General features: G+C 70.9%; 26 protein-coding genes and 1 pseudogene. 21 read left to right on the top strand and 6 right to left on the bottom strand.

The features are described 5' to 3' along the window. Positions 1–17: 17 nt before the first annotated feature. The 6 genes and pseudogenes from SHK19_RS09230 (at position 18) to SHK19_RS09250 (ending at position 6,162) form a co-directional block, all read left to right on the top strand. Positions 18–1,355: a glutamine synthetase family protein gene (locus SHK19_RS09230; RefSeq protein ID WP_322457313.1), complete on the top strand. Its 1,338-nt coding sequence runs from the start codon at positions 18–20 to the stop codon at positions 1,353–1,355. 166 nt (positions 1,356–1,521) lie between these two features. Then, positions 1,522–1,599 (top strand): annotated as a pseudogene (locus SHK19_RS22100) (hypothetical protein); the annotation flags it as partial. A 52-nt stretch (positions 1,600–1,651) separates the two neighbouring features. Beyond that, the gene (locus SHK19_RS09235) at positions 1,652–2,038 is read left to right on the top strand and encodes a type 1 glutamine amidotransferase (protein ID WP_322938469.1); all 387 of its coding nucleotides are present in this window, start codon (positions 1,652–1,654) and stop codon (positions 2,036–2,038) included. After that, positions 2,035–5,007, top strand: coding sequence for a bifunctional [glutamine synthetase] adenylyltransferase/[glutamine synthetase]-adenylyl-L-tyrosine phosphorylase (locus SHK19_RS09240; RefSeq protein ID WP_322938470.1), 2,973 nt, complete (start codon positions 2,035–2,037; stop codon positions 5,005–5,007). The genes SHK19_RS09235 and SHK19_RS09240 overlap by 4 nt, the downstream gene beginning before the upstream one ends. A gap of 127 nt (positions 5,008–5,134) precedes the next feature. Further along, positions 5,135–5,695 carry a manganese efflux pump MntP gene (locus tag SHK19_RS09245; protein ID WP_322457303.1) on the top strand — a complete coding sequence of 187 codons (561 nt, stop codon included), beginning with the start codon at positions 5,135–5,137 and terminating at the stop codon, positions 5,693–5,695. A 344-nt stretch (positions 5,696–6,039) separates the two neighbouring features. Next, positions 6,040–6,162 (top strand): hypothetical protein, encoded by a 123-nt coding sequence (locus SHK19_RS09250; protein WP_322457302.1) that lies wholly within the window; start codon positions 6,040–6,042, stop codon positions 6,160–6,162. A 10-nt stretch (positions 6,163–6,172) separates the two neighbouring features. Here SHK19_RS09250 and SHK19_RS09255 read toward each other — a convergent pair whose 3' ends face one another. After that, positions 6,173–7,546 (bottom strand): helix-turn-helix domain-containing protein, encoded by a 1,374-nt coding sequence (locus SHK19_RS09255; protein WP_322457301.1) that lies wholly within the window; start codon positions 7,544–7,546, stop codon positions 6,173–6,175. 156 nt (positions 7,547–7,702) lie between these two features. On the opposite strand from SHK19_RS09255, the gene SHK19_RS09260 reads away from it, so the two are divergent. Continuing rightward, complete coding sequence (locus SHK19_RS09260; protein WP_322938471.1) at positions 7,703–8,581, top strand: Gfo/Idh/MocA family protein; 879 nt, start codon at positions 7,703–7,705, stop codon at positions 8,579–8,581. 41 nt (positions 8,582–8,622) lie between these two features. Beyond that, positions 8,623–9,078: a DUF4383 domain-containing protein gene (locus tag SHK19_RS09265; RefSeq protein WP_322938472.1), complete on the top strand. Its 456-nt coding sequence runs from the start codon at positions 8,623–8,625 to the stop codon at positions 9,076–9,078. A gap of 1 nt (position 9,079) precedes the next feature. Here SHK19_RS09265 and SHK19_RS09270 read toward each other — a convergent pair whose 3' ends face one another. The 3 genes from SHK19_RS09270 to SHK19_RS09280 form a co-directional block, all read right to left on the bottom strand. Further along, on the bottom strand, positions 9,080–10,123 hold the full coding sequence (locus tag SHK19_RS09270) for an NAD-dependent epimerase/dehydratase family protein (RefSeq protein ID WP_322938473.1): 1,044 nt from the start codon (positions 10,121–10,123) through the stop codon (positions 9,080–9,082). 36 nt (positions 10,124–10,159) lie between these two features. After that, positions 10,160–10,873, bottom strand: a complete 714-nt coding sequence (locus tag SHK19_RS09275) for a hypothetical protein (protein ID WP_322938474.1) — start codon at positions 10,871–10,873, stop codon at positions 10,160–10,162. Between the two features lie 62 nt (positions 10,874–10,935). Then, positions 10,936–11,892: an NAD(P)-dependent alcohol dehydrogenase gene (locus SHK19_RS09280; protein WP_322938475.1), complete on the bottom strand. Its 957-nt coding sequence runs from the start codon at positions 11,890–11,892 to the stop codon at positions 10,936–10,938. Positions 11,893–12,036: 144 nt separating this feature from the next. On the opposite strand from SHK19_RS09280, the gene SHK19_RS09285 reads away from it, so the two are divergent. The 8 genes from SHK19_RS09285 (at position 12,037) to SHK19_RS09320 (ending at position 18,815) form a co-directional block, all read left to right on the top strand. Next, positions 12,037–13,179 carry a serine hydrolase domain-containing protein gene (locus SHK19_RS09285; RefSeq protein ID WP_322938476.1) on the top strand — a complete coding sequence of 381 codons (1,143 nt, stop codon included), beginning with the start codon at positions 12,037–12,039 and terminating at the stop codon, positions 13,177–13,179. A gap of 64 nt (positions 13,180–13,243) precedes the next feature. Next, positions 13,244–13,825: a DUF6529 family protein gene (locus tag SHK19_RS09290; protein ID WP_322457294.1), complete on the top strand. Its 582-nt coding sequence runs from the start codon at positions 13,244–13,246 to the stop codon at positions 13,823–13,825. A 185-nt stretch (positions 13,826–14,010) separates the two neighbouring features. Then, positions 14,011–14,898 carry an LLM class flavin-dependent oxidoreductase gene (locus SHK19_RS09295; protein ID WP_322457292.1) on the top strand — a complete coding sequence of 296 codons (888 nt, stop codon included), beginning with the start codon at positions 14,011–14,013 and terminating at the stop codon, positions 14,896–14,898. Then, entirely contained in the window at positions 14,895–15,389 is a 495-nt protein-coding gene (locus SHK19_RS09300) for a DUF3108 domain-containing protein (protein ID WP_322938477.1), read from the top strand. The genes SHK19_RS09295 and SHK19_RS09300 overlap by 4 nt, the downstream gene beginning before the upstream one ends. A gap of 69 nt (positions 15,390–15,458) precedes the next feature. Then, complete coding sequence (locus tag SHK19_RS09305; protein WP_322938478.1) at positions 15,459–15,839, top strand: cupin domain-containing protein; 381 nt, start codon at positions 15,459–15,461, stop codon at positions 15,837–15,839. Then, on the top strand, positions 15,836–16,210 hold the full coding sequence (locus SHK19_RS09310; protein ID WP_322938479.1) for a hypothetical protein: 375 nt from the start codon (positions 15,836–15,838) through the stop codon (positions 16,208–16,210). The genes SHK19_RS09305 and SHK19_RS09310 overlap by 4 nt, the downstream gene beginning before the upstream one ends. Before the next feature lie 65 nt (positions 16,211–16,275). After that, positions 16,276–17,958 (top strand): hypothetical protein, encoded by a 1,683-nt coding sequence (locus SHK19_RS09315; protein ID WP_322938480.1) that lies wholly within the window; start codon positions 16,276–16,278, stop codon positions 17,956–17,958. Positions 17,959–17,999: 41 nt separating this feature from the next. Next, entirely contained in the window at positions 18,000–18,815 is an 816-nt protein-coding gene (locus tag SHK19_RS09320) for an isocitrate lyase/PEP mutase family protein (RefSeq protein WP_322938481.1), read from the top strand. A 28-nt stretch (positions 18,816–18,843) separates the two neighbouring features. Here SHK19_RS09320 and SHK19_RS09325 read toward each other — a convergent pair whose 3' ends face one another. Beyond that, the gene (locus tag SHK19_RS09325) at positions 18,844–19,185 is read right to left on the bottom strand and encodes a metallopeptidase family protein (RefSeq protein ID WP_322457286.1); all 342 of its coding nucleotides are present in this window, start codon (positions 19,183–19,185) and stop codon (positions 18,844–18,846) included. A gap of 68 nt (positions 19,186–19,253) precedes the next feature. Here SHK19_RS09325 and SHK19_RS09330 point away from each other — a divergent pair, with 68 nt between their 5' ends. Further along, positions 19,254–19,595 (top strand): DUF1801 domain-containing protein, encoded by a 342-nt coding sequence (locus SHK19_RS09330; RefSeq protein WP_322938482.1) that lies wholly within the window; start codon positions 19,254–19,256, stop codon positions 19,593–19,595. A 19-nt stretch (positions 19,596–19,614) separates the two neighbouring features. Here the strand turns inward: SHK19_RS09330 and SHK19_RS09335 are convergent, their stop codons facing one another. Next, positions 19,615–21,573 carry an acyl-CoA dehydrogenase family protein gene (locus SHK19_RS09335; RefSeq protein ID WP_322938483.1) on the bottom strand — a complete coding sequence of 653 codons (1,959 nt, stop codon included), beginning with the start codon at positions 21,571–21,573 and terminating at the stop codon, positions 19,615–19,617. 176 nt (positions 21,574–21,749) lie between these two features. Here SHK19_RS09335 and SHK19_RS09340 point away from each other — a divergent pair, with 176 nt between their 5' ends. The 4 genes from SHK19_RS09340 (at position 21,750) to nadE (ending at position 24,549) form a co-directional block, all read left to right on the top strand. Then, a complete protein-coding gene (locus SHK19_RS09340) occupies positions 21,750–21,971 on the top strand; it encodes a hypothetical protein (protein ID WP_322938484.1) in 222 nt (73 codons plus the stop codon). Between the two features lie 99 nt (positions 21,972–22,070). Next, complete coding sequence (locus SHK19_RS09345) at positions 22,071–22,871, top strand: SDR family NAD(P)-dependent oxidoreductase (protein WP_322457282.1); 801 nt, start codon at positions 22,071–22,073, stop codon at positions 22,869–22,871. Positions 22,872–22,891: 20 nt separating this feature from the next. Continuing rightward, positions 22,892–23,740, top strand: a complete 849-nt coding sequence (locus SHK19_RS09350) for a DUF72 domain-containing protein (protein ID WP_322457281.1) — start codon at positions 22,892–22,894, stop codon at positions 23,738–23,740. Between the two features lie 20 nt (positions 23,741–23,760). Further along, positions 23,761–24,549 carry an ammonia-dependent NAD(+) synthetase gene (nadE, locus tag SHK19_RS09355; RefSeq protein WP_322938485.1) on the top strand — a complete coding sequence of 263 codons (789 nt, stop codon included), beginning with the start codon at positions 23,761–23,763 and terminating at the stop codon, positions 24,547–24,549. The last annotated feature ends 53 nt before the right edge of the window (positions 24,550–24,602 follow it).

Here is a 24,602-nt window from a genome sequence, read left to right on the forward strand (position 1 = left end):
GCCCCTAGGCTCTCCCCATGGGCAAGCAGGAAGACTTCGTACTCCGCGCTCTCGAGGAGCGTGACGTCCGGTTCGTCCGGCTCTGGTTCACCGACGTGCTCGGCTTCCTGAAGTCGGTCGCAGTGGCGCCGGCGGAGCTCGAGGGCGCGTTCGCGGAGGGCATCGGGTTCGACGGCTCGGCGATCGAGGGCTTCGCGCGGGTGTACGAGTCCGACATGCTGGCGAAGCCCGACCCGGCGACGTTCCAGATCCTCCCGTGGCGGGGCGAGGGACCGTCGACCGCCCGCATGTTCTGCGACATCGTGATGCCCGACGGCTCGACGTCGTACGCCGATCCCCGCAGCGTGCTCAAGCGCACGCTCGGCAAGGCAGGGGAGCAGGGCTTCACGTTCTACACGCACCCCGAGATCGAGTTCTACCTGTTCAAGGACGACCCGCAGCCGGGGGTCGAGCCGGTGCCGATCGACCGCAGCGGCTACTTCGACCACGCCGCCCACTCCGACGGCTCCGACTTCCGCCGCGAGGCGATCACGATGCTCGAGGCGATGGGGATCTCGGTCGAGTTCAGCCACCACGAGGGCGGTCCGGGCCAGCAGGAGATCGACCTCCGCTACGCCGACGCGCTGTCCACGGCCGACAACATCATGACCTTCCGCACGGTGATCCGGGAGGTCGCGCTCGGCCAGGGCATCTGGGCGACGTTCATGCCGAAGCCGTTCACCGACCAACCGGGGTCCGGGATGCACACCCACGTCTCGCTCTTCGAGGGCGACCAGAACGCCTTCTACGAGCCAGGCGCCGAGTACCAGCTGTCGAAGATCGGCCGCCAGTTCATCGCGGGCGTGCTCCACCACGCGGGTGAGATCAGCGTCGTGACCAACCAGTGGGTCAACTCCTACAAGCGGATGATGTTCGGCGGTGAGGCTCCGTCGTACGTCTGCTGGGGCCACAACAACCGGTCCGCGATGATCCGAGTGCCGATGTACAAGCCGCTCAAGGGCCAGTCGACCCGCATCGAGCTGCGCACCATCGACGCTGCCTGCAACCCCTACCTCGCGTTCGCGGCCGTGCTCGCGGCCGGGCTCAAGGGCATCGAGCAGGGTTACGACCTGCCGCGCGAGGCAGAGGACGACGTCTGGGCGCTGACCGAGGCCGAGCGCCGGAGCCTCGGTATCGCACCGCTGCCCAAGAACCTCAACGAGGCGATCGAGATCGCCGAGCGGTCCGAGCTGCTCGCCGAGACCCTCGGGGAGCAGGTCTTCGACTACTTCCTCCGCAACAAGCGCGCCGAGTGGGACGAGTACCGCGGCCAGGTGTCGGCGTTCGAGCGTGACCGCATGCTGCCCGTCCTGTGAGATGAGGGTCCTGGTCGTCCAGCACGAGGACGGCTGCCCTCCTGCCCGGCTCGGGGTATGGCTGGTCGATGCGGGCTGCGAGCTCGACGTACGACGGCCGTACGACGGGGAGGGCTTGCCCGGTGGCCTCTCCAGCCACGATGCGATGGTCGTGCTCGGCGGCGAGATGGGCGCCGACGACGATGCCGTGCATCCGTGGCTGACCCCGACGAAGGAGCTGCTGCGCCAGGCGGCCCGCGACGCCGTGCCGACGCTCGGAGTCTGCCTCGGCCACCAGCTGGCCGCCGTCGCCCTCGGTGGGCCGGAGCGCCCGCGGCCGCCAGATCGGCGTACTGGAGGTGGGGTGGACCGGTGCGGCCGCCACCGACCCGCTCGTGGCGAGCCTCGCCACGCCCCGCCGAGCTATCCAGTGGAACGAGGACCTGGTGCTCGATCCGCCTCCCGGAGCAGTGCTGCTGGCTGCGACGGCGCTCGGCGAGATCCAGGCGATGCGATTCGCTCCGACGGTGTGGGGCGTTCAGTGGCACCCCGAGGCAACGCTGGAGATGATCAAGAGCTGGGCGGCGAACGAACCCGGCCCACGCGCGGACGCGGGACTGATCGCAGTCCGGGATGCCGAGGCCGAGCTCGAGCTGTCGTGGCGCGATCTGGGCAAGGCGTTCGCCGCTACCGTGACCGCATGAACCGGGCGACGCTGCGCAGCGAGCTGCGCCGGCACGGGTTCGTCGAGGTCGATCGGGCGCTGGAGGAGCTTGCCGAGCTGGGCACTGCCGGGCAGGAGCTGGTCGCCATCCTCGGCAGGACGGCCGAGCCGAGCGCCGCGTTGTCGGCCCTGGTGCGGCTGGCCGAAGCCGTCGACGACCGCGACGGCCTGCTCTCGGCGCTCGCGGCCGACGAGGGCACGGCGATGCGCCTCCTCTGCATCCTCGGCGCCAGCGCCGCGCTGGCCGACCACCTCGTCGGCCACCCGGACCACTGGCGGATGCTCACTGACCCGACGCTCGGCACCACCCGTCCGGCCGCGTGGGCGCTCCGGGCGGCGCTGCTGGAGGCGGTGGGTGCGGACCCCGGCGACCCGGCGCCCGTGGCGACCCTCCCCGAGGCCGAGGCGGTGGATGCGCTGCGGGTCACCTACCGCCGGCTGCTGCTGCCGCTCGCAGCGCGCGACCTCGCCCACGATCTCGGCGTCGACGACATCGCTGCCGAGCTCTCCGACCTGGCGGCCGGCACCCTCGACGCCGCGCTCGCGGTCGCCCGCGCCCAGCTGGGTCAGGAGTCGGCGCTGGCCCGGCTCTCGGTGATCGCGATGGGCAAGTGCGGTGGGCACGAGCTCAACTACGTCTCCGACGTCGACGTCATCTTCCTCCACGAACCTGCGAACGGCGCGGACGACGTAGCGGCGGCCCGCGTCGCTGCCCGCCTCGCCTCGGGCTTGATGAACGTCTGCTCGGCCCACACGGCCGAAGGCACGATCTGGCCGGTCGACGCGGCGCTCCGCCCGGAGGGCAAGGCCGGCGCGCTCAGCCGCACCCTCGCCGGCTACCGCGCCTACTACGAGCGCTGGGCCGCGGCCTGGGAGTTCCAGGCGCTGCTCAAGGCCCGCCCTGTCGCCGGCGACATCGAGCTCGGCCGGGAGTTCGTCGCCATGGTCTCCCCGATGGTCTGGTCGGCGGCCGATCGGGAGGGCTTCGTCGACGCCGCCCGCGCGATGCGACGTCGCGTCATCGACCACATCCCGGCCAAGGAGGCCGACCGTCAGCTGAAGCTCGGCGAGGGCGGACTGCGCGACGTCGAGTTCGCCGTCCAGCTGCTCCAGCTCGTGCACGGCCGGGCCGACGAGCAGGTCCGGCCACCGGCGACGTTGAGCGCGCTCGCGCAGCTGACCGAGGCCGGGTACGTCGGGCGTGAGGACGGCGAGGCCCTGCACACCGCCTACGCCTTCCTCCGCCAGCTCGAGCACCGCATCCAGCTGCACCGGTTGCGGCGTACCCACCTGGTGCCGGACGACGACGCCTCCCTGCGGCGACTCGGTCGCAGCCTCGGCTTCACGAAGGAGCCCGATCGACGACTGGTCCGCACCTGGCAGCACCACCGGCGCGAGGTCAGCCGACTGCACCAGAAGCTCTTCTACCGGCCGCTGCTCTCGGCGGTCGCCCGGATCCCCGGCGACGACGTCCGCCTGTCGTCCGAGGCGGCGCAGGCCCGGCTCGCTGCGCTCGGGTACGACGACCCGGCCGCGGCGCTGCGCAACCTCGAGTCGATGACCGCCGGTGTCACCCGTACCGCCAACATCCAGCGGACGCTGCTGCCGGCGATGCTGCAGTGGTTCGCCGACGGCGCGGACCCGGACGCCGGCCTGTTCGGGTTCCGGAGGATCAGCGAGGCCCTCGGCCGCACCCCGTGGTTCCTCACCACGCTCCGCGACGAGGGCGAGATCGCCGAGCGACTGGCCCACCTGCTGGCGACCTCCCGCTACTGCTCGGACCTGCTCGAACGCGAGCCGCAGGGGATCAAGCTGCTCGGCGGCGAGCTGGCGCCGCAGTCCTCCGACGTGCTCACCGAGGAGATGCTCGCGACCGCCGGGCGACAACCCGACGCCGACAAGGCGGTCCGCGCGGTCCGCGCCGTCCGGCGTCGCGAGCTGCTCCGAACAGCCGCAGGCGACGTGCTCGGGCTGACCGACGTCGCGGACGTCGGCAACGCGCTGTCCCGGATCACCGACGCCACCCTCGAAGCCACGCTCGCGGTGGCGGGCGAGAGAGTCCGGCTGGCGCGCGAGCTGGACGCGCCACCCACCCGGATCGCGATCATCGCGATGGGCCGGTACGGCGGGTTCGAGCTCTCCTACGGCAGCGACGCCGACGTCCTCTTCGTGCACGACCCCGAGGACGGGGTCGACCAGCACCAGGCAGCGTCGTACGCCCAGGCGGTTGTCGAGGAGGTGCGCCGCACGCTGGCGCTTCCCGGCGGCGACCCCCCGCTCGTGGTCGACGCCGACCTGCGCCCGGAGGGGAAGCAGGGACCACTGGTCAGGACGCTCGACGCCTACGAGGCCTACTACGCCAAGTGGTCGAAGGTCTGGGAAGCACAGGCGCTGCTGCGGGCGGACGCCGTCGTCGGCGACCTCGACGTCCGCGAGCGGTTCACCACGATGATCGACCCGCTGCGGTACCCGGCGGCCGGACTCGCCGAGGACGACATCGTCGAGGTGCGCCGGATCAAGGCGAGGGTGGACAACGAGCGGCTCCCGCGTGGCGCGGACCCCGCGTTGCACTTCAAGCTCGGCCGCGGCGGCCTCGCCGACATCGAGTGGACGGTCCAGCTGCTGCAGCTCCGGCACGGCGCCGAGGTCCCCGGCCTCCGCACCACCCAGACCCTCGCGGCGCTGGCTGCGGCGACCGAGGCCGAGCTGCTTGCCGCCGACGACGCGGACGTGCTGGCGGAGGGCTGGCGCACCGTCAGCAAGGTGCGGAACGCGGCGACGCTCGCACGCGGAAAACCGGTCGAGCAGATGCCGCGGCCGTCGCGTGAACGCCGCGCCGTGGCAGGGATTCTCGGCTATCCGCTCGACCAATCCGACGCGATGGTGAACGACTATCTGCGGGTCACCCGGCGCGCCCGCGCGGTCGTCGACAGGGTTTTCTGGGAATGACCGATGAGGGTCGCGGGGGAGTGACAGGTCCCGCTCCGGGGTGTGTACTGTTGGGCCAGTCGGGCCGTGGCCGACCCCCCCAGAGGTCACGGTCCGGCGTCTATTTCCCGGTTAGAACGGTGCTCTCGTGACTCCCGCCGAGGTCGTCGTGCTGGCGTTCGCGCTGGCGATGGACGCGGTCGCGGTGTCGTTGGCGGAGGGCCTCCGGCTGCGTCGCCCGCGCTTCCGTGACGCGTTCCTCATCGCCGGGATGTTCGGGCTCTTCCAGGGTCTGATGCCGGTGCTCGGGTGGCTGCTGGCCTTCGGGTTCGCCGACGCCGTGAGCTCGGCGACGCCGTGGATCGCGTTCGGCATGCTCGCCCTGATCGGTGCCCACATGATCAAGGAGTCGTTCGAGGACGACGACGACCACGGTGCGACGTCGGTGGTCACCGTCCGGACGGTGACGCCGCTCGCGATCGCCACCTCGATCGACGCCGCCGCCGTCGGAGTGACCTTCGGCGTGCTCGAGGTCCAGGTCGCGCCCGCGGTCGCCGTGATCGGGGTTATCACTTGCGTGCTGTCGCTCGGAGCTGTCTACGTCGGCGCGCGCGTGGGGGAGCGCCTCGGCCGCTGGGCGACGCTGGTCGGCGGCGTGATCCTGGTCCTGATCGGCCTCCGGATCCTGCTCGCCCACCTCCTCGGCTAGGCAGGCAAACCGCCTTCGTGAGTGGCACGGACGCCCGCTCCAGGCGTCTTGACGCCGCCAGGAGTTATCGGAACCGGTGCCTAAAAACTGTCGACCCCCTGCCGGCTCCAACGGCAGGGGGTCGATCTCCGGACTGGGGGAATAGCCCGGCCGGAACAGCCTACTCCGCGTAATCGCACGCCCGCGGGGGGAGCGCTGACGGCGATCGTTGGAGGCTTTCCGTTCCGATGAAGCAGACGCTAGCACGATTTGACTTGCCAATGTGACCAAATGTGACAGTCTTTAGCCATGGCTCGGAAAAATTTCGGGCTCCACCCATCGCTCCAGCACAGGGGGAAGTTCAAATGAACAAGACCATCAAGCTCACCGTGGCAAGCCTCATCGTCGCGCTGGCCACCACCGTTGGTATGGCCGCGCCGGCTGACGCTGCTAAGTCGCCGACCAGCAGCAGGGTTCTTTGCTGCTGACCTGTTCGGGTTAGGTCTTCACCGCCGCGTTGCTGGTGGCTGCATGACGGCTCGCACGATGCCGTGGGGAGAGTCCGCTGGTCGCGGCTGCACTTCGGTAGGCCTCGCGAGCACCGTCCAGATCGCCGACCTCTTCCAACAGGTCTGCGAGCTCGAACCACAGTTGCGCCGCGTCACGGTCCGCGCCGGCGCCTGACAGGACATGGACGGCGTCGACGTACGACCGCCGTGCCTCTTCCTGGAGACCCATCGCCGCGTGTGCCTGCCCGCGCACGACGATCGCGCCGGCCCTGACCAGGTGACCGCTCGGACCAGCCATGGTTTCGGCCAGGTCGGCAGCCTCGAGCGCGCGATGCGGGTCGCCGGACATCAGATGCGCATGCGCCATCGTCACTTCGTTGTAGGCGCGGTCCACGTCGCTCGCGCTCGACGACACCAGCTCTTCGCGTGCCTGGGAAAGCTGGGCGAGGGCGAGATCGATCTCCGGTGGGTCGGACTGCAGCTGCAGCTCTCCCACCCGGATCCGCAGGCGGGCGAGGTTTCGACCGTCTCGTCCTTCGGCGAGGATCGAGAGCGCACGCGAAGCCATCGGCAGCGCACCCTGGACGTCGCCGCGCTCGGACAGGATGTAGCTGGAGTTCCAGTACGCGCCGGCACGGGCACCCGGGGTGGCCAGCCGCTCCGCGCGCTCGATCGCGGTCATGCAGATCCGGTTGGCGCGATGGAGATCGCCGCGTTCGATGTACGCCGCGGCGACCGTGAGAGAGAGCTGGACGGCTTCGTCGGTCGCGTCGAGCCCGGTCTCGGCGATGGCAGCCTCGATCCGCTCGCCTGCTTCGATCGCGAGCGCGAGGTCACCGGTCTCGCGGTAGCAACGGCTCAGCGCGATGCCGCCCTGGATGAGATAGAGGCCCGAGGCGTCCTGAACGAGTTCTTCGAGCTGGAGAATGGCCGCGTCGAGCTCTCCGTTGGCTTCGAGCGCGCGGGCATACAGGTACCGGCCTCGGCTCCTGAGTTCGGGGAGTGAAGCCTGGACCGCGATGCCGAGGTACTTCTGCGCCTGCCGCTCGGCGTCGAGCGCCTCGCCCGTCTCGAGCGCGAGCTCGGCGTAGTCCAGTCCGAGGCGGATCTCGTCATACTGACTCGCCGTGACGCCTTGGAGCAGCTGCTCGATCGGGGTCTCCAGGCGAGAGGCAAGACTGGTCAACACCGCCAGGTTGGGCCGGCGGGTGCCGCTCTCGATACGTGAGACGTAACCGACGGAGATCTCTTCGCCGGCGAGATCGGCCTGGGTCCAGCCCCGCGCGACGCGCGCCGCTCGCACGCGCGACCCGAGAGTCTTCAGGTCGACCGAGTGCAAGAGTTCGGCGTTGCTCGGATGCATGTGACTCATTGTGACCCATATCTGGCTATTTCGGTCAAAGAGGATGCCAACCAACTTATCCGAATGGGAAATTTGACTGTTTCGACAAACGTCCCATTTCTGTCGACGGTTCACGCCTGCGCCGGCCCGTGGGCACCGGTGCGGAAGAGTGGGGACATGCGATTCGGACTGATCGGCACCGGACCCTGGGCGCAGCGCGTGCACGGTCCGGCGCTGGCGGCGACCCCGGACATCGAGCTCGTCGGAGTCTGGGGACGGTCGGAGGAGCGTGCCGCGACGCTCGCGACGGCGCTGCGGACCACGGCGTACACCGACCTCGACGCGCTGGTCGGCGACGTGGAGGCAGTGGCGTTCGCGGTGCCGCCCGACGTGCAGGCCGAGCTCGCGATCCGGGTGGCGGGAGCGGGACGGCACCTGCTGCTCGAGAAGCCGGTCGCGACCGATCCGGGTCGGGCGCGGGAAGTGCGCGACGCCGCGGCCCTCTCCGGCGTGAGCTCCGTCGTGTTCTTCACCGACCGCTTCGTCGAGGCGCAGCGCTCGTGGTTCGCGGAGGTCAAGGAGCACGAGCTGCGCGGCGGGTGGCTGCGCTGGTTCAGCGACCTGCACGCGGCCGACAACCCGTTCGGAGCCTCGCCGTGGCGTCACGAGCAGGGCGCCCTGTGGGACATCGGCCCGCACGCGATCTCGACGCTGACGGCAGCCCTGGGACCGATCGAGACGGTGTGGGCGACCGGGGGAGAGCGCGACCTGGTCATCCTGGCGTTCACGCACGCGTCCGGCGCGACCAGCACGGCGACCCTGTCGGCCTACGCGCCGCCGGCGGCCGTCGGGTTCGAGGCGGCGGTCTGGGGCGAGCACGGCGTACTCCCGATGCCACCTCGCCCCGAGGGCGCCGCGGTCGACGCGTTCCGGACGGCAGCACGCGAGCTGGTGGCGGCCGCCGGGTCCGGTACGCCGCACCCGCTCGACGTGGCGTTCGGCGTGCACGTCGTCGAGCTCCTGGCAGACGCCGCGGAGCAGGTCACGACTCGGTGACGCGCCCGTCTCGGAATACCGGGTACGGGTACCGCCGGGGCATGACTCACCAAGTAGAGGGCGCCTCGTCGACCCTGTTGCAGAAGGCCGCGCTTGCTGTGGCGGCCACCTTCGCCCTCGTCGGCATCCTCGGCTTCATCCCGGGAGTGACGACGAACTTCGACAAGATGGAGTTCGCGGGCCACCACTCCGGCGCCGAGCTGCTCGGCGTCTTCGCGGTCTCCGTGCTCCACAACATCGTGCACCTGCTGTTCGGGATCGTCGGATTCCTGCTCGCTCGCACGTGGAGCGGCGCCCGCGCGTTCCTGATCGGCGGCGGCGTCGTCTACCTGGTCCTCACGGTCTACGGCCTGCTCGTCGACCGGCACGACAAGGCCAACTTCGTCCCGCTCAACGACGCGGACAACTGGCTCCACGTGGTGCTCGGGCTGGCGATGATCGGGCTCGGTCTCGCGCTCGGGAAGCCGGTCCACGACCGGGCCCACCACCGGGTCTGAGTCACGGACGGGCGCCGATCCCGGTCCGAAACTCGTGGCTACGGAACCGGCCGCTCGTGCCCGGCGCGAGCGGCGGGTTCGGGCCGCCCTCCGCTGACTGGAACCCCTCCCACAACGTCATGAAGGTCGCGAAGGCGTCGAGCTCCGGCTCCCAGCCGAGCTCTGCCCGAGCGCGGTCCGTCTTCATCACCGGGATCTGCGCGAGCAGGTCGAAGAGGCCGGGGGAGGCCGGCACCAGCCGGGCACCCCAGGCAGCCGCAACGGCTCGACGGGTCAGTCCCTTGGGCACGCGGAGCACCGGCCGGCCGAGCAGGTGTCCGATCGAACCGACGTTCAGCGTGGGATCGGTGGCGATGTTGAAGGCGCCGTCGACCTTGCGGACCAGCGCGAGCCGGTAGGCCTCCACGACGTCGTCGGTGTGCACCACCTGCAGCGTCACCCCGGGATCGGGGAGGGCAGGTGGGCCCACGCTGGCGAGCAGCTTGGTCGGCGCCAGCGGTCCGGCGAACAGGCGCCGCTGCTGAACCGCCGACTCGCGGCGGAAGATGAACGCCGGGCGCAGCCGGACGACCCGCGTCGCGGGATGCCGTGCCTCGAAGGCGTCGAGCATCCGCTCGACGTACGCCTTCTCCCTGCTGTACGCCGCGGTCGGGACGCCGTGTGTCGGCCACGACTCGTCGACGGGGTACGCCGGACCCGGGCTGTAGGCGCCGACGGACGAGGCCTGCACGAAGACAGGGACGCTCGCCTCGGAGACCGCGTCCAGGAGGCGGCCGGTGCCGGTGACGTTCGCCTGCCAGGTCATGGCGGGGTCTCGCGTCGGCTGGAACAGCCAAGCCAGGTGGACCACGGCGTCGGCGCCGCGGAGCAGGTCGGTCGGGACGCTCTCCCCGACGTCGACCCGCCGCCAGTCGGCGCCCTCGGGCAGGGCGTCCGGCTCCCGGCGGGACACCCCGAGGACGTGGCTGACCTCGACGTCTCCGGCCAGCCGCTCGACCAGCCGGGACCCGACGTTGCCGGTCGCTCCGGTGACGACTACTCGCATCGAGGACCGGTTCCCGATCCGCGGGGGAGCAGACGGTTACCGGCCGGTCGCCCGACCGCTCGCATCGCGCGCCGCGTGGTAGGCGGGCTCCCGGAGCCGCTGGACCCATCCGTAGAACTCCAGCCCGGGAAGGGGATTGCGCACCGGGTCGAACGAGATCGCCGGGTCCGGTCCTGCGGCGTCGGACACCGTCAGGCGGGCGAACGGCACCCACTCACCCAGACCGCGGGACCACAGGAGGTCGAACGAGAGGGCCGGGTCGACCGGGTCGGACAGGTCGACCGGGTCGGCCGCCGCGCGCGCGGCGACGAGCACCGGCCCGTACGGGCCTCGATAGGGCAGAAGGGTGGTCAGTGGTCGCCGCCCGACGTCGAAGCCCGCCGTCAGGACGAATCGCGTGAACCGGCCGAGTCCGGTGCTCGCCAGCAGCAGGTCGGCGAAGCGGTCCTCCACCGGGATGCGCACCGCGATCCCGTGGATGTCGGGTAGCGCGCGCGGCAGCCCGATAGCCCGCGAGATCCTGACGAGCACCTCGTCGTCGCCGGGCGAGTCCAGCCACGGGACGCCGGCGGGCTCGTCGCCCCCGGTCCGGACCAGGCGTCCCGTCACCACGTCGCCTTCGGGGTGGAGCGGTTTCCGCGACCCACGCGACCAGGTGATCGCGCGGGACGCCCCGGCCAGGACGCTGCCCGCGGCGGAGGCGGCACCCTCGGCGAGCGCGGACACCTTCGAAGCGGGGACCTGGTTCATGCCTGCGTGGTACCCGACCGGCCCGCCATGATGTCGTGCCTCCGCGCCTGAGCCTTCCGACCTCAGGGATGGATGACCAGGTCGCCCACCTTGCGACCCGAGTCGACCCGCGCGTGCGCGGCGACGAGCGCCTCCAGCCCGTCCTCGGCGACGGCGTCGTCGATCACCGCAGTGAGGTGCCCGTCGGCCACCAGGCCGAGCAGCTCCGCGAAGTCCTCGGCCCGCTCGGGAGGCGTACCCGCCTTAGCGTTGCCGCGTGCCCGGAGCAGGTCCCAGAAGTCGGCGACGACGAGCAGCAGCACGCCGTGCTCGGTGAGGAGCCGCCGGCCCGCGGCCAGACCGATGTTGCCGACCGCGTCCATGACGACGTCGTACTTCGTGGTGAGCTCGGCGGCCGGCGTGGCGGTGTAGTCCACGACCTCGTCGGCGCCGAGCTTGCGGACCAGCTCGACGTTCGCGGTGCTCGTCACCGCGGTGACGGTCGCGCCGAGGTGCTTGGCCAGTTGGACGGCGGCACTGCCGACGGCGCCGGAAGCACCGTTGACGAGGACGGTGGCGCCCGGTTGCACGGCGGCCTTGCCGCGGAGATAGGCCAACGCAGTGCTGCCACCGAACAGCACAGCGGCCGCCTCGTCGTGGCTGACCCCTGCCGGCTTGGGCACGACCTTGGTGGCCGCGACGGCGACGTACTCCGCGTGTGCGCCCATCCCGAAGCCGGTCATGCCCGCCACCGCGTCGCCCACCGATAACCCCTGCACCTCGGAGCCGAGGGCCTCGATCGTCCCCGAGAACGCCATGCCGAGGACGGGGCGGCGCGGCCGGAGGATGCCGAAGGCGGCGCGGGCGAACGGCGTGAACCCGCGCGGGTATCGCGAGCCGCGCACCCGGGCGTCGGCCACCGTCACGGCGACCGACCGCACCCGCACGAGCACCTCGCGCCGCCGCGGCGCCGGCATCGGCATCTCGACGATCCTGACGACCTCGGGTGGTCCGTAACGCTCCGCGACTGCTGCCCTCATGGTTGCTCCCCTTGCTCGGTGTCCGTGGACCTCCACCCTAACCTTACGGCGTAAGGAAGCAAGCCGTCGTCACAGGAACCAGGGGTGGCTCAGGGATGTCCCTGACGGTCCCGGTCATTCACCGACCTCTGTCATGGTGGAGCGGTGACCTCGTTGCAACCTCTGGTCGACGCCGCGTGCGTGTCCCCGGCGATACCCGGCGCGGTCGCGCTGGTGTCCCGCGGTGGCGAGACAGAGGTGGCGATCACCGGACAGCGCACGCTCGGCGGTGAGCCGATGACACGCGACACGGTCTTCCGGATCGCCTCCCTCACCAAGCCGATCACGGCCGCGGCCACGATGGTCCTCGTCGAACGTGGTCGACTCGGTCTCGACGAGTCGGTCGCCTCGTTGCTGCCCGAGCTCGCACGGCCGTCCGTGCTGCGATCGGTCACCGGTCCGGTCGACGAGCCGAGCAACCTGGTGCCGGCGAAGCGCCCGATCACGGTGCGCGACCTGCTGACGTTCCAAGCGGGACACGGCATGCCCGACAGCTTCGACGCTCCGATCGTCAGCGTGCTCTCCGAGCGGTTGGGCGAGGGACCGCCCCGCCCGCAACAGCGCCCGGCGCCGGACGAGTGGATGTCCCGCCTCGCCGGGGTGCCGATGGTGCACCATCCCGGCGAGGGCTGGACCTACAACCTCGGTTCGGAGATCCTCGGCGTCCTCCTCGCCCGGGCGAGTGGCCGGACGCTGGGCGAGGTGCTGACCGACACGGTCCTCGGTCCGACCGGGATGGACGACACCGCCTTCTGGACCGACCGGACCGACCGGCTCGCGTCGCTCTACCTCCGCGACGGGACCGACCTCGAGCTGGTCGACCCACCCGAGGGGCAGTGGTCACGCTCGCCGCCGTTCGAGTCCGGCGCCGGCGGGTTGGTGTCGACCGTCGACGACTGGCACGCCTTCGGCCGGATGCTGTTGGCCGGCGGCGTCCACGACGGGCACCGCGTCCTCGCGGAGGAGTCCGTCACCGCGATGATGACGTCGTACATCGACGGCGGGCCGGGCCATCCGTTCCTCGGCGGCCAGGGGTGGGGCTTCGGAGGGTCGGTGGACATCCGGCAGATCGACCCCTGGAACGTGCCCGGCCGGTACGGCTGGGTCGGTGGCACCGGTACTGCCGGCTACGTCATCCCGTCGTCCGACACGGTCGTGGTGTGGTTGACCCAGGTCGAGCTCCGGAGTCCCGAGGACTTCACCGCGATGGGTGAGGTCCTCACCTACGCCGCCGATCCGGACGCCTGAGCGAGGGTGCGCTCACCCGTTCGGGCCATTCACAACCGGGCGGGCTGCAGTGGATGCTGGTCCGATGGCAGAGACCGTTGACACCGCTGACCGGAAGAGCATCGCGATCCCCCTGGGCGCCTTCGCCGCGGGCGCGGTCGTGGCGTTGCTGCTCGGGGTGTTCAGCAAGGTGCACGACCCGACCCTCGACGGCACGACGACCCTCGGCTTCAACGACGTCCGCGACATGAAGGTGGTGGTGTCGACGGTGATCGGGGTGCTGGCCGTCGGCCAGCTCGTCGGAGCGCTCTGGATCTACGGCAAGCTCGGGATCAAGGCGCCGTCCTGGCTGGGCACGGCGCACCGCGCCTCAGGGGCGCTCGCCCTCCTGCTCGCGGTGTTCGTCGGCTATCACTGCATCTGGGCCTTCGGCTTCCAGACCGGGACGACGGCGCACGGCTACGAGGTGCCCGCCCGGGCGATCGTCCACGAGGTCCTCGCGTGCATGGTGTTCGGTGCCGTCGTGGTGAAGGTCGTCGCCGTCCGCTCGAGGCGCGCGCCGGGGTGGTTCCTGCCGATCGCCGGAGGACTGCTGTTCTCGCTGCTCATCGTCGTCGTGCTGACCTCGGCGGGCTGGTACATCGACGAGAAGGGCTGGCCGAGCTAGGCGGCACCAGCGGGCGCTACGCCGTCCGCGGCCTCGGTCTGGGCTGCCGGGGCAAGCGCGTAGCCCGGACGATGCACACCGAGTTCGTGGTAGTCCTCGTGGCAGCCGCAGGCATTGCGCGGATCCATGACGATCCACTACCCAGCCCGCTGAAAGTCACTCCCAGAAAAGCCGAGAGGATCCGTATGCAGATCGGTGTCGCCCTGCCGCAGATGGCTCGCGACTACGGCCCGGGGACCACGGTGGAGTGGTCGAGGGCCATCGACGAAGGACCGTTCTCCAGCGTCTCCGCGGGGGAGCGGGTGACCTTCTCGAACCCCGAGATGGTGGCGTCCCTGGCGGCGGCGGCCGCGGTCACTCGCCGGGTGCGGATCATGGCCAACGTGTGGGTGCTTCCTGCGCACCCGGCGGCGATGGTGGCCCAGCAGGTCGGCACCCTCGACCAGCTCGCTCCGGGCCGGCTCTCGCTGGGCGTCGGGGTGGGCGGGCGCGAGCACGACTACCAGGCGCTCGGGGCTCCGCTGGATGCCCGGCACGCCCGGCTGGACACCAAGGTCGCAGAGCTCCGACAGCTGCTGGCGGGCGAGCCGCCCTTCCCCGGTGCCGACCCGGTGGGTCCCGCGCTGACCGGGGCGATCCCCGAGATCCTGGCGGCGGCGATGGGCCCGAAGTCGATGGCCAGGGCCGCCCGGTGGGCCGACGGGGTCACCGGGTTCACGGTGACGGGGCGTCGAGCCGAGATGGAGTCGACCAACCAGCGCGCCGACGAGGCCTGGGCGGCCGCGGATCGACCGACGCCTCGCAAGGTGACCGGGTGCTTCGTCGCGCTGGGCATCGACGATCCCCAGGCCACCCTCCGGGACTACGTGTGCCGCTACCTCGCCTTCGCCGGCGACGAGATCGCGGCGGCGATGGCCGACGAGGTGACGATCAGCTCGCCGGACGCAGTCGCCCGGCTGCTCGACGACGCCGAGGGCGCCGGCTGCGACGAGCTGATCCTGGTCCCGGCGACCGCCGACCGCCGCTGCCTGGATGCGATGGAGGCGCTGGTCAGCCGGCGCGGCGGAGCATGACGTCGCGTTCGGAAGGCGGAGACCCGCACGTCCTCGCGCCCGGTCAGGCGCCCACCCCGTTCACCGCCGCCGAGATCCGTGAGCGGTGCGCGGTCGGGAAGACGATCCGGGTCCTGGTCGAGATCGAGGGCGAGGCGCCGTACCACCGGGTGACGACGTACGTCGAGTGCGACGACTCCGGTGCCACCATCCGGCGATCAACGCTCGCGCTCGACCACTCACCCCTCGCCGAGCCCGAGATCGAGCACGTGACCTGGCTCGGTCTCCAGAGCCACGCGTCGTTCCCCGCCGCCGACACCACGATCGAGTCCGAGCGCATCGAGACCGCGCTCGGTGAGCTGGACTGCCTGCGCTACACCGTCCGCGAGGGCGAGGGCGAGAAGGTCCTCTGGTTCGCGAAGGACCTTCCCGGCATGCCGGTCCGGTTCCTGACCCGCGCCGGCGGCGAGGTCGTGATGACGGTGTCCGTGGTCGAGAGCAGCTTGCCCTGAGGTCACGGTGTGATTCGAGAAGTCACGCCTCCTGGGTGAGTTCAGCTCCAACCAAACCAGGAGGTAGTCGTGCCCAGTGCCAACAAGATGACCACGCCGGTGAGCGTGGACCTGCCGGTCCTCAAGGGCCGGTACGCCGAGCTCGACGGATACACCGTCGGGTTCGAGTCCTACCCGGAGGACGTCGATCCGGCTCCGCTCTTCGCCGGGCTGCCGGAGGACCGGTGCCAGTGCACCCATTGGGGTGTGGTCCAAAGCGGTCAGGTGACCTTCCGCTGGGCCGACCACGAGGAGACCTACGGCGCCGGCGACGCCTACCACGCGCCGCCCGGTCACCTGCCGTTGATCTCGGGCGGCACCAGTCTCGTCGAGTTCAGCCCGACCGACGGTCTCGAAGCGACCATGGCCGTCATCGAGGCCAACCTCGCGACGGCGGGTGACCTGTCATGACCACCATCGCGAGCGAGATTCCGGCCCACGTCCGAGCTAGCGTCGACCGGCTCGTCGTGTTCCTCGAGACGGGCGCGACCGACGGGCTGTTCGCACCCGACGTCTTCGCCGACATCACGCTTCCGCACTGGCGGGTCCAGGCGCACGGCGCCGAGGATGTTGCGTCTTCGAAGACACAGTCCCACCCACCGTCCGGGCGGACCCGGGTCGAGAAGGTGCTGGCCGGAGCCGACGGTTACACGGTCAAGGTCGAGGAGCGGTGGGAGGACGGGGGGGCAGCAGTGGTACTGCCGCGAGGCGTTCGTCTGCGATCTCGACGAGGAAGGCCGGATCACCGAGATCAGCGTCTACTGCACTGGCGACTGGGATGAAGCGGCCGTCGCGCGGCACGCCGAAGCAGTGACGCTGCTGCGGCCCTGATGTCACGATGACCGCCATGGACGCTGACGAGGTCGAGGCGCGCACGCAGGCGGCGCTCGACCTCGCCAGGACCTATGTGTTCGGCACCGATCCGGGCCGCATTCCCGCCGTCCTCTTCGAGGCATACGTCGCCGGCGCTGCTGACCTGGACCGCGCTCTCCTCGGTGCCGCGCTGGCCCGCTGCTGGGCCTACGCGGGGGAGCACAAGCGTGCCGTGCCGTTCGCCATCGCTGCCGTGAAGCATGCCGAGGCCACCGGCGATCCGGCTGTCCTGGCCAGCGCGCTCGACGCCGCGCTCGCCACACACTGGGGGCCGGACGAGCTCGAGGTCCGGGTGGATCTCGCCGGCAAGCTCGCCGACGCGGCGGCGCACCTCGGCGACGCCGACGCGCGCACGACCGCACACCTGTGGCTGCTGACCGTGGCCGCCGAGACTCTCGACCTGTCCGAGCTCAACCGACAGCTGCACGCTCTCGAGCGGCTGGGCGAGGAGTCGAGGAAGGCCCTCTTCTTCGCCGCTACCCGGCGGTTGATGCTCGACCTCATGCGGGGCCGGACCGACACCGTAGCGCCGCTGGTGTCGCTCGCCGAGGAGACGATGGATGAGCTTCCCGACGGCTACTTCGTGGTGAGTGCGCTCATCGGCTATTGCGGTGTCCAGGCCGGCGACCGGAGCGAGCCTCTCGTCGCGCGGATGCGCGAGGGCGAGGCAATCGCGGAACGAGAGGGGATCCGCGAGATCTACGCCGAGATCGCGTGGCTGTATCGCGAGATCGGGCTGGTCGACGACGCTCGACGCCTCGCCTCGATGTTCGACGACCGAGTGCTGGCCAAGCTGCCCCGCGACCACAACTACCTCCTGGTCCTGCATCTGCTGCTCGATGTCGCTCTTGCGACCGGCCTCGACGACATGGTCGAAACGATCACTCCGCTCCTGCTCCCGTACGCCGGCCGGTCCGTCATCAACGCTGGAGCGGTGACGTTCCACGGGGTCACCGACGACACCCTCGCCCGGGCCTGCGCACGTCTCGGCGACGCCGAGCGGGCAGCTGCACTACGTGAGAAGGCGCTGACGACGTACCGACGGATCGGCGCGACCTGGTGGCGCGAGCGTCTCGAGGCGGCTGCGCCGGCCGCGGTCGAGGCCTTCCGGTCCACCAGAATGACCCTGCGACCCGGACCCGCCGGAGTGTGGCTGGTCGGGCGTGGAGTCGACGAGGCGGCGATCCCGGCGCGCCGCGGGCTCGAGCACCTGCACGTCCTGCTGTCGAGCCCGGGCCGAGAGGTGTCCGCACTGCGTCTAGCCGGCGGAGGGGAGACGGTGGAGCAGTCTGGGCTCGGGGAGGTCGTCGATGCGCAGGCGCTGGCGTCCTACCGCCGCCGCCTCGCGGATATCGACACCGAGCTCGACGAGGCCGACGTGTCGGGCGACGCAAGGCGCGGCGAACAGCTGACCGCCGAGCGGCAAGCCCTGCTGGCGGAGGTCTCCGCTGCCACCGGCCTCGGCGGTCGACCACGCAGCGCCGGCAGCGGCGCAGAGCGCGCCCGGATCGCGGTCCGCAAGGCCATCGCCACCGCGCTGAACGCGATCCACAGCGCCGACCCGGTGGTCGCGCGCCATCTCACTTCCCGCGTGCGTACCGGCCTGTGGTGCAGCTACGAGCCTGACCCGGACGCCCAGGTCGACTGGCGACTGTGATTCCGGCGCGGGTCGCTCCCGCGCGGGTGATGATGGGGACCATGGACGACCACCGCGACCGGATCTCCGCATTCCACGACCTGCACACCGCGGGTTGCTTCGTGATGCCGAACCCGTGGGATGTCGGCACCGCGCGAGCCCTGGAGCGGCTGGGCTTCCCGGCGCTGGCGACGACCAGTGCCGGCGCGGCCTGGACGCTCGGGCGCACGGACAACGAGCTGACCCTGGAGCAGTCGCTCGCGCACCTGCGGGCGATCGCCGGGGCGGTCACGGTGCCGGTCAACGCCGACTTCCAGGGTGGGTTCGCGGTGGAGCCGGACCAGGTCGCCGAGAACGTCAAGCTGGCCGTAGCCACCGGGGTCGCCGGTCTCTCCATCGAGGACTCGTCCGGCGACGAAGCGGATCCGCTCTACGACTTCGACCTCGCGGTGGAGCGAGTCCGCGCGGCGCGGCGCGCGATCGACGAGACCGGCACCGGCGTGCTGCTGACCGGCCGGTCCGAGGGCTTCGTGTGCGGCCGGCCCGACATCGACGAGGCGATCCGACGGCTGCAGGCGTACGCCGCAGCCGGCGCGGACTGTCTCTACGCCCCTCGGATCGAGTCCGCCGAGCACGTCACGGCCATCATCGGCGCCGTCGCGCCCAAGCCGGTGAACCTCCTGATCAACGCGCCGTTCATCTCCGTCGCCGAGGCCGCTCGGCTGGGAGCCCGGCGGATCAGCGTCGGCGGCACGCTCGCCCGCGTTGCCTGGGGCGGGGTGCTCGAGGCCGCGAAGGAGCTCGTGGAAGCCGGCACGGTCTCCCGGTTCGTCGACCTCCCGAACGTCGACGCGCTCTTCGAGGCGGACGACGCCTGACGGCTCGTCCGGAGACCTCCGCGCGTCGTCACCAACCGAACTCGCGCAGGCGCGCGTCGCCGATCCCGAAGTGGTGGCCGACCTCATGGATGACGGTTCGGCGGACCTGTTCGACGACCTCCTCCTCGGTGGAGCAGCGGGCGCAGATCGCCCGCCGGTAGATCGTGATCCGGTCCGGCATGACGCCGGCGTAGGACGAGGTGCGCCGCGTCAGTGGGATGCCCTGGTAGAGCCCGAGCAGGCCCGGCCTGCCTCCGTGGAGGTCGACGGTGACGGCGACGTTGCTCAGGATCTGACCCAGGTCCGCGGGCAGTCCGTCGAGCGCCGAGCGGACCATCTCCTCGAACCGCTCTGGCTCCACCTCGATCACGAGACCAGTCTCCTGCGGAGCACCAAAACTGAGCGGTCCGCCCGGGGGAGCGCAGGTATGGTCCCGGCATGGCGGATGACTGGCGGAGCGACATGGTCGACCGGCTGCGTGCCCTCATCACGAAGGCCGAGCCCGACGTCGTCGAGGAGGCGAAGTGGCGCAAGGAGTCGAACCCTGACGGCGTGCCGACCTTCTCCCGTTCGGGCCTGATCTGCACTGTCGAGACCTACGGGGATAAGGTGAAGCTCACCTTCGCCAGGGGTGCCGCGCTGGACGACCCCGCCGGGCTGTTCAACGCCAGCCTCGATGCCGGCACCAGGCGGGCGATCGACATCCATGAGGGGGACGAGATCGACGAGGACGCTTTCGTCGCCCTCGTCCGCGAGGCGGTCGACCTCAACCAGTCATGAGGCTGCTCGGTCCTGGTCGTCAGCGGTAGCTGCGGTGGACCGTCTCGTGCTCGCTGGGTCCTGCCGCCCAGGGCGCGATCCACGGACCGGTGCCCTCCGACTGGTCGATCACGCCGTCCTCGACCCAGGCGTAGTCACCGTCGAGCACCTGGCGGGCGACCCGTCGGTCGGTGTCGTCGGTGTTGGCCCACAGTCGGTCGAACAGGTGCTCCGCGCGCAGGCGGGCCTGCTCGCAGAACGCATCGGCGAGCGCGAACGCCGCGTCCCCCTGCGACGGATCGTCGGCGCGGATCATCGCGGCCCGCGAGCACGCGGCAGTCATGGCGAACAGCTCGGCACCGATGTCGACGATGCGGCCGAGGAAGCCCTGCTTGTGCTCGAGCTTCGCCTGCCACCGTGACATGCCGTAGAACGTCTGCCGGGCCAGCTTGCGCGAGGACCGTTCGACGTACCGCAGGTGGCCGGCGAGCGGTCCGAACTCGCCGTACGCACCGGGGACGGTCCCCTTGCCGACCGCGAGCTGCGGCAGCCACCTCGCGTAGAAGCCGCTCGCCTTGGCCGCGGCCCTCGCCTTGCGCTGGGCACTCGCATCAGCCACTGCCAGGTCGCCGGCAGCGGCGAGGTGGGCGTCGACCGCCTCGCGAGCGACGATCAGGTGCATGATCTCGGTCGAACCCTCGAAGATCCGGTTGATCCGCAGGTCCCGCAGCACCTGCTCGGCGTTGACCGCTCGCTCGCCACGCGCCGCGAGTGACGCAGCCGTTTCGTAGCCACGGCCCCCGCGGACCTGGACCAGCTCGTCGGCCACCCGCCACGCCATCTCGCTGGACCACAGCTTGGCGAGCGCGGCCTCGATCCGGATGTCCTTCGAGCCGGCGTCCGCGAGCTCCGCGGACAGCTCGAGCACCGCCTCCAGAGCGAACGTCGTCGCTGCGATGAACGAGATCTTCTCCGCCACCGCGCCGTGCTGACCGACCGGCTTTCCCCACTGCACCCGCTCGGCCGACCACTCACGAGCGATCTTCAGCGACCACTTGCCGGCGGCTGCGCACATCGCCGGGATGGACAGTCGGCCGGTGTTGAGGGTGGTGAGCGCGATCCTGAGCCCGTCACCCTCACGACCGAGCAGGTTGCCGGCCGGCACCCGCACCTGGTGGAACCGGGTCACGCCGTTCTCGAGACCCTTGAGGCCCATGAACGAGTTGCGCCTCTCGACGGTGATGCCCTCGGACGCGGCGTCGACGACGAAGGCGCTGATCCCGCCGCGACCGCCCTCGTGCTCGGGCACCCGGGCCATCACGACGACCAGCTCCGCGATGACGCCGTTGGTGGTCCACAGCTTGACGCCGTCGAGGAGGTAGCTGCGGCCGTCCTCGGAGAGCGTGGCGGTGGACGACATCCGGGCCGGGTCGGACCCGACGTCGGGCTCGGTCAGGAGGAAGGCGGTGATCGCGCCTCCGGCGCAGCGCGGCAGGAACTCCTGCTTCTGCTGCTCGCTCCCGAACATCTTCACCGGCTCCGGGACCCCGATGGACTGGTGCGCGGAGATCAGGGCGCCGAGGCTCGGGTGGACCGACCCCACCAGCATCAGTGCGCGACCGTAGTAGGCCATGGTGAGCCCGAGCCCGCCGTACTGCTGGGGGATCTTGATGCCGAAGGTGCCGATGTCGGCGAGCGCCGCGAGGTAGTCGTCGGGGATCCGGTCTTCGCGCTCGATCCGCTGACCGTCGAGCGTCTCGCACACGGCGCGCAGCCGGTCGAGATACGCCTCTCCCCGCTCGACGTCCGCGGCTGCGCCGCGCGGGTGCGGGTGGACCAGGGAGAGGTCGAACCGGCCGAGGTAGAGCCCCTTGGCGAAGCTCGGCCGGCGCCACTCCGCCTCGCGCGCGGACTCCGCCAGCTCGCGAGCCTCGGCTTCGGTCGCGTGCACGCGGGTGCCCGGTGCATCGGTGGCGTTGTCGGTCAGGTGTGAAGTCATCCGGGCCTCCGGTTCTCGGGCCCCCCAGTGTTGCTCCGAAGTAGTGAGCGAGGGAAGAGGGAGGAGCTCCGATCGCGGGGCGGGGCCCGCGAGCGTCGGTCGGCTCCGATACTGTGCAACGGCCACCGCGTCGAGAACAGGCGCTCGGGTGGCCGTGCGCGGCGGAGGATCTCCTCTTGGCGAAGTATGTGCGGGTGACGGTCCATCACGTGGACGGGCCCGTGATCGGACTGATTCTCGACTGGCGGAAGGTCGACGGTGCCCTCCAGGGCCTGGTGACCTACGAGCTGCGGGACCGGGTCGTCACCGACTGGGTGCCGGCGATGTCGCTCTCGGTGGTGGACGACACCTCGTGGGACGAGGAGAGCGACGGAGACGCCGTGCCCTCGCCGGGGTAGCCGGAAGCAGCGCCGGCACGCCGGCTGCGGTCCTGGACGTGACTGACTCCACCGGGCCCGGGTACCGACGGAGCATCGATCGACTTGTGAAGGAAACGCATGAACCACACCGCAGCTCGACCACCGCTCGCTCTCGTCACCGGCGCATCGACCGGCATCGGTCGCGCCCTTGCGCGTCAGTTCGCTGAGCACGGGTACGACGTCGTGGTCGCCGCCGACGAGCCGGAGATCGAGCGGACCGCCGACGAGATCGCCGCCGTCTCGGGCCAGCTCGTGACACCGGTGCAGGTCGACCTGAGCACGGCCGACGGGGTGCAACGGCTCTACGAGGCGGCGACCGGCAGCGACCGGGCGCTGGATGCCGTCGCGCTGAACGTCGGCACCGGTGTGCACGGCCGCTTCGACACCACGGACCTCGACGAGGACCTCCGCCTGGTCGACCTCAACTGCCGTTCGACGGTCCACCTCGCCAAGCTCGTGGTCCGCGACATGGTCACGCGGGGCGAGGGACGCGTTCTCGTCACCGCGTCCATCGCGGCCAGGGCGCCCGGCCCGTTCCATGCGACGTACGCGGCGTCGAAGGCGTTCGTGCACTCGTTCGCGGAGGCGGTCCGCCACGAGCTCGACGGCACGGGGGTCACCGTCACCTCACTGATGCCGGGGCCCACGGACACAGCCTTCTTCGAGCGCGCACACTACGAAGACACCCAGGTGGCCACCGGTCCCAAGGACAGCCCCGACCAGGTGGCCGCGGACGGGTTCGCGGCGCTCATGGCAGGACGGGCCCACGTCGTCCCCGGCTCGCTGAGGAACAAGGTCATGGCGGCGGGGTCGGCCTTGGTGCCGGACGCGCTGGCGGCCAAGGTCGCGGCACGCCAGACCAAGCCCGGGTCGGCCTGACGCACGGGAGCAGATGGGTGATGTCCGGCCGGTCGAAGAGCGTCCGTGATGTCCGCATCGGTCTCTCGGGCTGGGACTACCCCAAGTGGCAGGGGGACTTCTACCCCCCGACGCTTGCTGCGCGACGGAGGCTGGAGTACGTCGGCCAGCACTTCGACACCGTCGAGGTGAACGGCTCCTTCTACTCGCTGCAGCGGCCGACGTCCTACCAGCGGTGGTACGACGCTACGCCCGCCGGCTTCGACCTCGCGCTCAAGGGCGGACGGTTCATCACCCATCTCAAGCGCTTGCGCGATGTGGAGCAGGGGCTCGCGAACTTCTTCGCGTCCGGTCCTCTCGTCCTGGCCGAGAAGCTCGGCCCGGTGCTGTGGCAGCTGCCGGCCACCATCACGTTCGACGAGGCGCTGATCGACGGGTTCCTCGCCCGGCTGCCGCGCACGACCACTGCTGCCGCCGACCTGGCCCGGCGGCACGACGCCAAGCTGCGCGGCCGGGTGGCGCTGGATGCCGGCGACGAGCGGCCGATCCGGCACGCGCTCGAGGTCCGGCACCGCTCGTTCGACGACCCGCGCTTCTACGACCTCCTGGCCCGCCACGACGTCGCGAACGTGGTGTCCGACAGCCCGACCTGGCCGATGCTGGATCGCCGGACGACCGACCTGGTGTACGTCCGGCTGCACGGCCACACCGAGCTCTACCACAGCGGCTACAGCGGCGCTTCTCTCGACGCCTGGGCACGTCGCTGCCGGGGCTGGGCCGAGCACGGGCCCGTCTACGTCTACTTCGACAACGACGCCAGGGGTCGAGCACCGCACGACGCCCTCGGCCTCCGGCGGCGGCTGGGGCTGGAGAGCCGTCTGGCGGGCTGAGAGCGGGGTACCGCGAGGCCATGACCAGTCAGGCGTCCATCCGGCAGGCCCTCGGCGTACCCGACGACTTCGATGCTGCGGCCGACGCAGAGCGCCGCATCCAGTTCCTCTCCGACTACCTGGAGGAGAGCGGCGCGACGGGCTACGTGCTGGGGATCAGTGGGGGGCTCGACTCGACCGTCGCCGGACGACTCGCCAGCCTCGCGTGTCAGCGCGTCGGCAAGACGTTCACCGCGATGCGCCTGCCCTACGGGCAGCAGAGCGACGAGTCCGACGCCGCCGAGGCGATCGCCTTCATCGAGCCGTCCGAGACGGTGACGGTCGACATCAAGCCGGCCGTCGATGCACTGCACGAGGCGACGACGAGCGCGGACCTCGACCCCGCGAAGGCGGACTTCGTCAAGGGCAACATCAAGGCGCGCCAGCGCATGGTCGCGCAGTACGCCGTCGCCGGCCGCTGGGGCGCCCTGGTCGTGGGGACGGACCAGGCGGCCGAGGCGGTGATGGGCTTCTTCACGAAGCACGGCGACGGAGCATGTGACGTCGTGCCGCTGGCCGGCCTCACCAAGAGCCGGGTGCGCGAGGTCGGCCGTCAGCTCGGGGCGCCGGACCGCCTCGTGGAGAAGATCCCGACCGCTGACCTGGAGGAGCTGCGCCCGTCCCTCCCCGACGAAGAGGCCTACGGCGTCACCTACCAGGAGATCGACGCGTACCTGGTCGGCGACCAGGTCAGCGACCACGCCCAGGACGTCATCGAGACCGCCTACCGCAAGACCGCGCACAAGCGCGCGCTCCCGCCCGGGCCGTGACGACGCCGACACCCAGCCAGCCACCGGGCGATGTCATGCCCGCACGCGCAATG

This window comes from Nocardioides bizhenqiangii, assembly GCF_034661235.1.
GTDB classification, from domain to species: domain Bacteria; phylum Actinomycetota; class Actinomycetes; order Propionibacteriales; family Nocardioidaceae; genus Nocardioides; species Nocardioides bizhenqiangii.

Excerpts from the sequence above, each read along its gene's own strand:
- SHK19_RS09230 (WP_322457313.1), top strand. The coding sequence starts at position 18 with ATGGGCAAGCAGGAAGACTTCGTACTCCGCGCTCTCGAGGAGCGTGAC.
- SHK19_RS09240 (WP_322938470.1), top strand. The coding sequence starts at position 2,035 with ATGAACCGGGCGACGCTGCGCAGCGAGCTGCGCCGGCACGGGTTCGTC.
- SHK19_RS09250 (WP_322457302.1), top strand. The coding sequence starts at position 6,040 with ATGAACAAGACCATCAAGCTCACCGTGGCAAGCCTCATCGTCGCGCTG.
- SHK19_RS09255 (WP_322457301.1), bottom strand. The coding sequence starts at position 7,546 with ATGCATCCGAGCAACGCCGAACTCTTGCACTCGGTCGACCTGAAGACT.
- SHK19_RS09260 (WP_322938471.1), top strand. The coding sequence starts at position 7,703 with ATGCGATTCGGACTGATCGGCACCGGACCCTGGGCGCAGCGCGTGCAC.
- SHK19_RS09265 (WP_322938472.1), top strand. The coding sequence starts at position 8,623 with ATGACTCACCAAGTAGAGGGCGCCTCGTCGACCCTGTTGCAGAAGGCC.
- SHK19_RS09270 (WP_322938473.1), bottom strand. The coding sequence starts at position 10,123 with ATGCGAGTAGTCGTCACCGGAGCGACCGGCAACGTCGGGTCCCGGCTG.
- SHK19_RS09275 (WP_322938474.1), bottom strand. The coding sequence starts at position 10,873 with ATGAACCAGGTCCCCGCTTCGAAGGTGTCCGCGCTCGCCGAGGGTGCC.
- SHK19_RS09280 (WP_322938475.1), bottom strand. The coding sequence starts at position 11,892 with ATGAGGGCAGCAGTCGCGGAGCGTTACGGACCACCCGAGGTCGTCAGG.
- SHK19_RS09290 (WP_322457294.1), top strand. The coding sequence starts at position 13,244 with ATGGCAGAGACCGTTGACACCGCTGACCGGAAGAGCATCGCGATCCCC.
- SHK19_RS09295 (WP_322457292.1), top strand. The coding sequence starts at position 14,011 with ATGCAGATCGGTGTCGCCCTGCCGCAGATGGCTCGCGACTACGGCCCG.
- SHK19_RS09300 (WP_322938477.1), top strand. The coding sequence starts at position 14,895 with ATGACGTCGCGTTCGGAAGGCGGAGACCCGCACGTCCTCGCGCCCGGT.
- SHK19_RS09310 (WP_322938479.1), top strand. The coding sequence starts at position 15,836 with ATGACCACCATCGCGAGCGAGATTCCGGCCCACGTCCGAGCTAGCGTC.
- SHK19_RS09315 (WP_322938480.1), top strand. The coding sequence starts at position 16,276 with ATGGACGCTGACGAGGTCGAGGCGCGCACGCAGGCGGCGCTCGACCTC.
- SHK19_RS09320 (WP_322938481.1), top strand. The coding sequence starts at position 18,000 with ATGGACGACCACCGCGACCGGATCTCCGCATTCCACGACCTGCACACC.
- SHK19_RS09330 (WP_322938482.1), top strand. The coding sequence starts at position 19,254 with ATGGCGGATGACTGGCGGAGCGACATGGTCGACCGGCTGCGTGCCCTC.
- SHK19_RS09335 (WP_322938483.1), bottom strand. The coding sequence starts at position 21,573 with ATGACTTCACACCTGACCGACAACGCCACCGATGCACCGGGCACCCGC.
- SHK19_RS09345 (WP_322457282.1), top strand. The coding sequence starts at position 22,071 with ATGAACCACACCGCAGCTCGACCACCGCTCGCTCTCGTCACCGGCGCA.
- SHK19_RS09350 (WP_322457281.1), top strand. The coding sequence starts at position 22,892 with ATGTCCGGCCGGTCGAAGAGCGTCCGTGATGTCCGCATCGGTCTCTCG.
- nadE (WP_322938485.1), top strand. The coding sequence starts at position 23,761 with ATGACCAGTCAGGCGTCCATCCGGCAGGCCCTCGGCGTACCCGACGAC.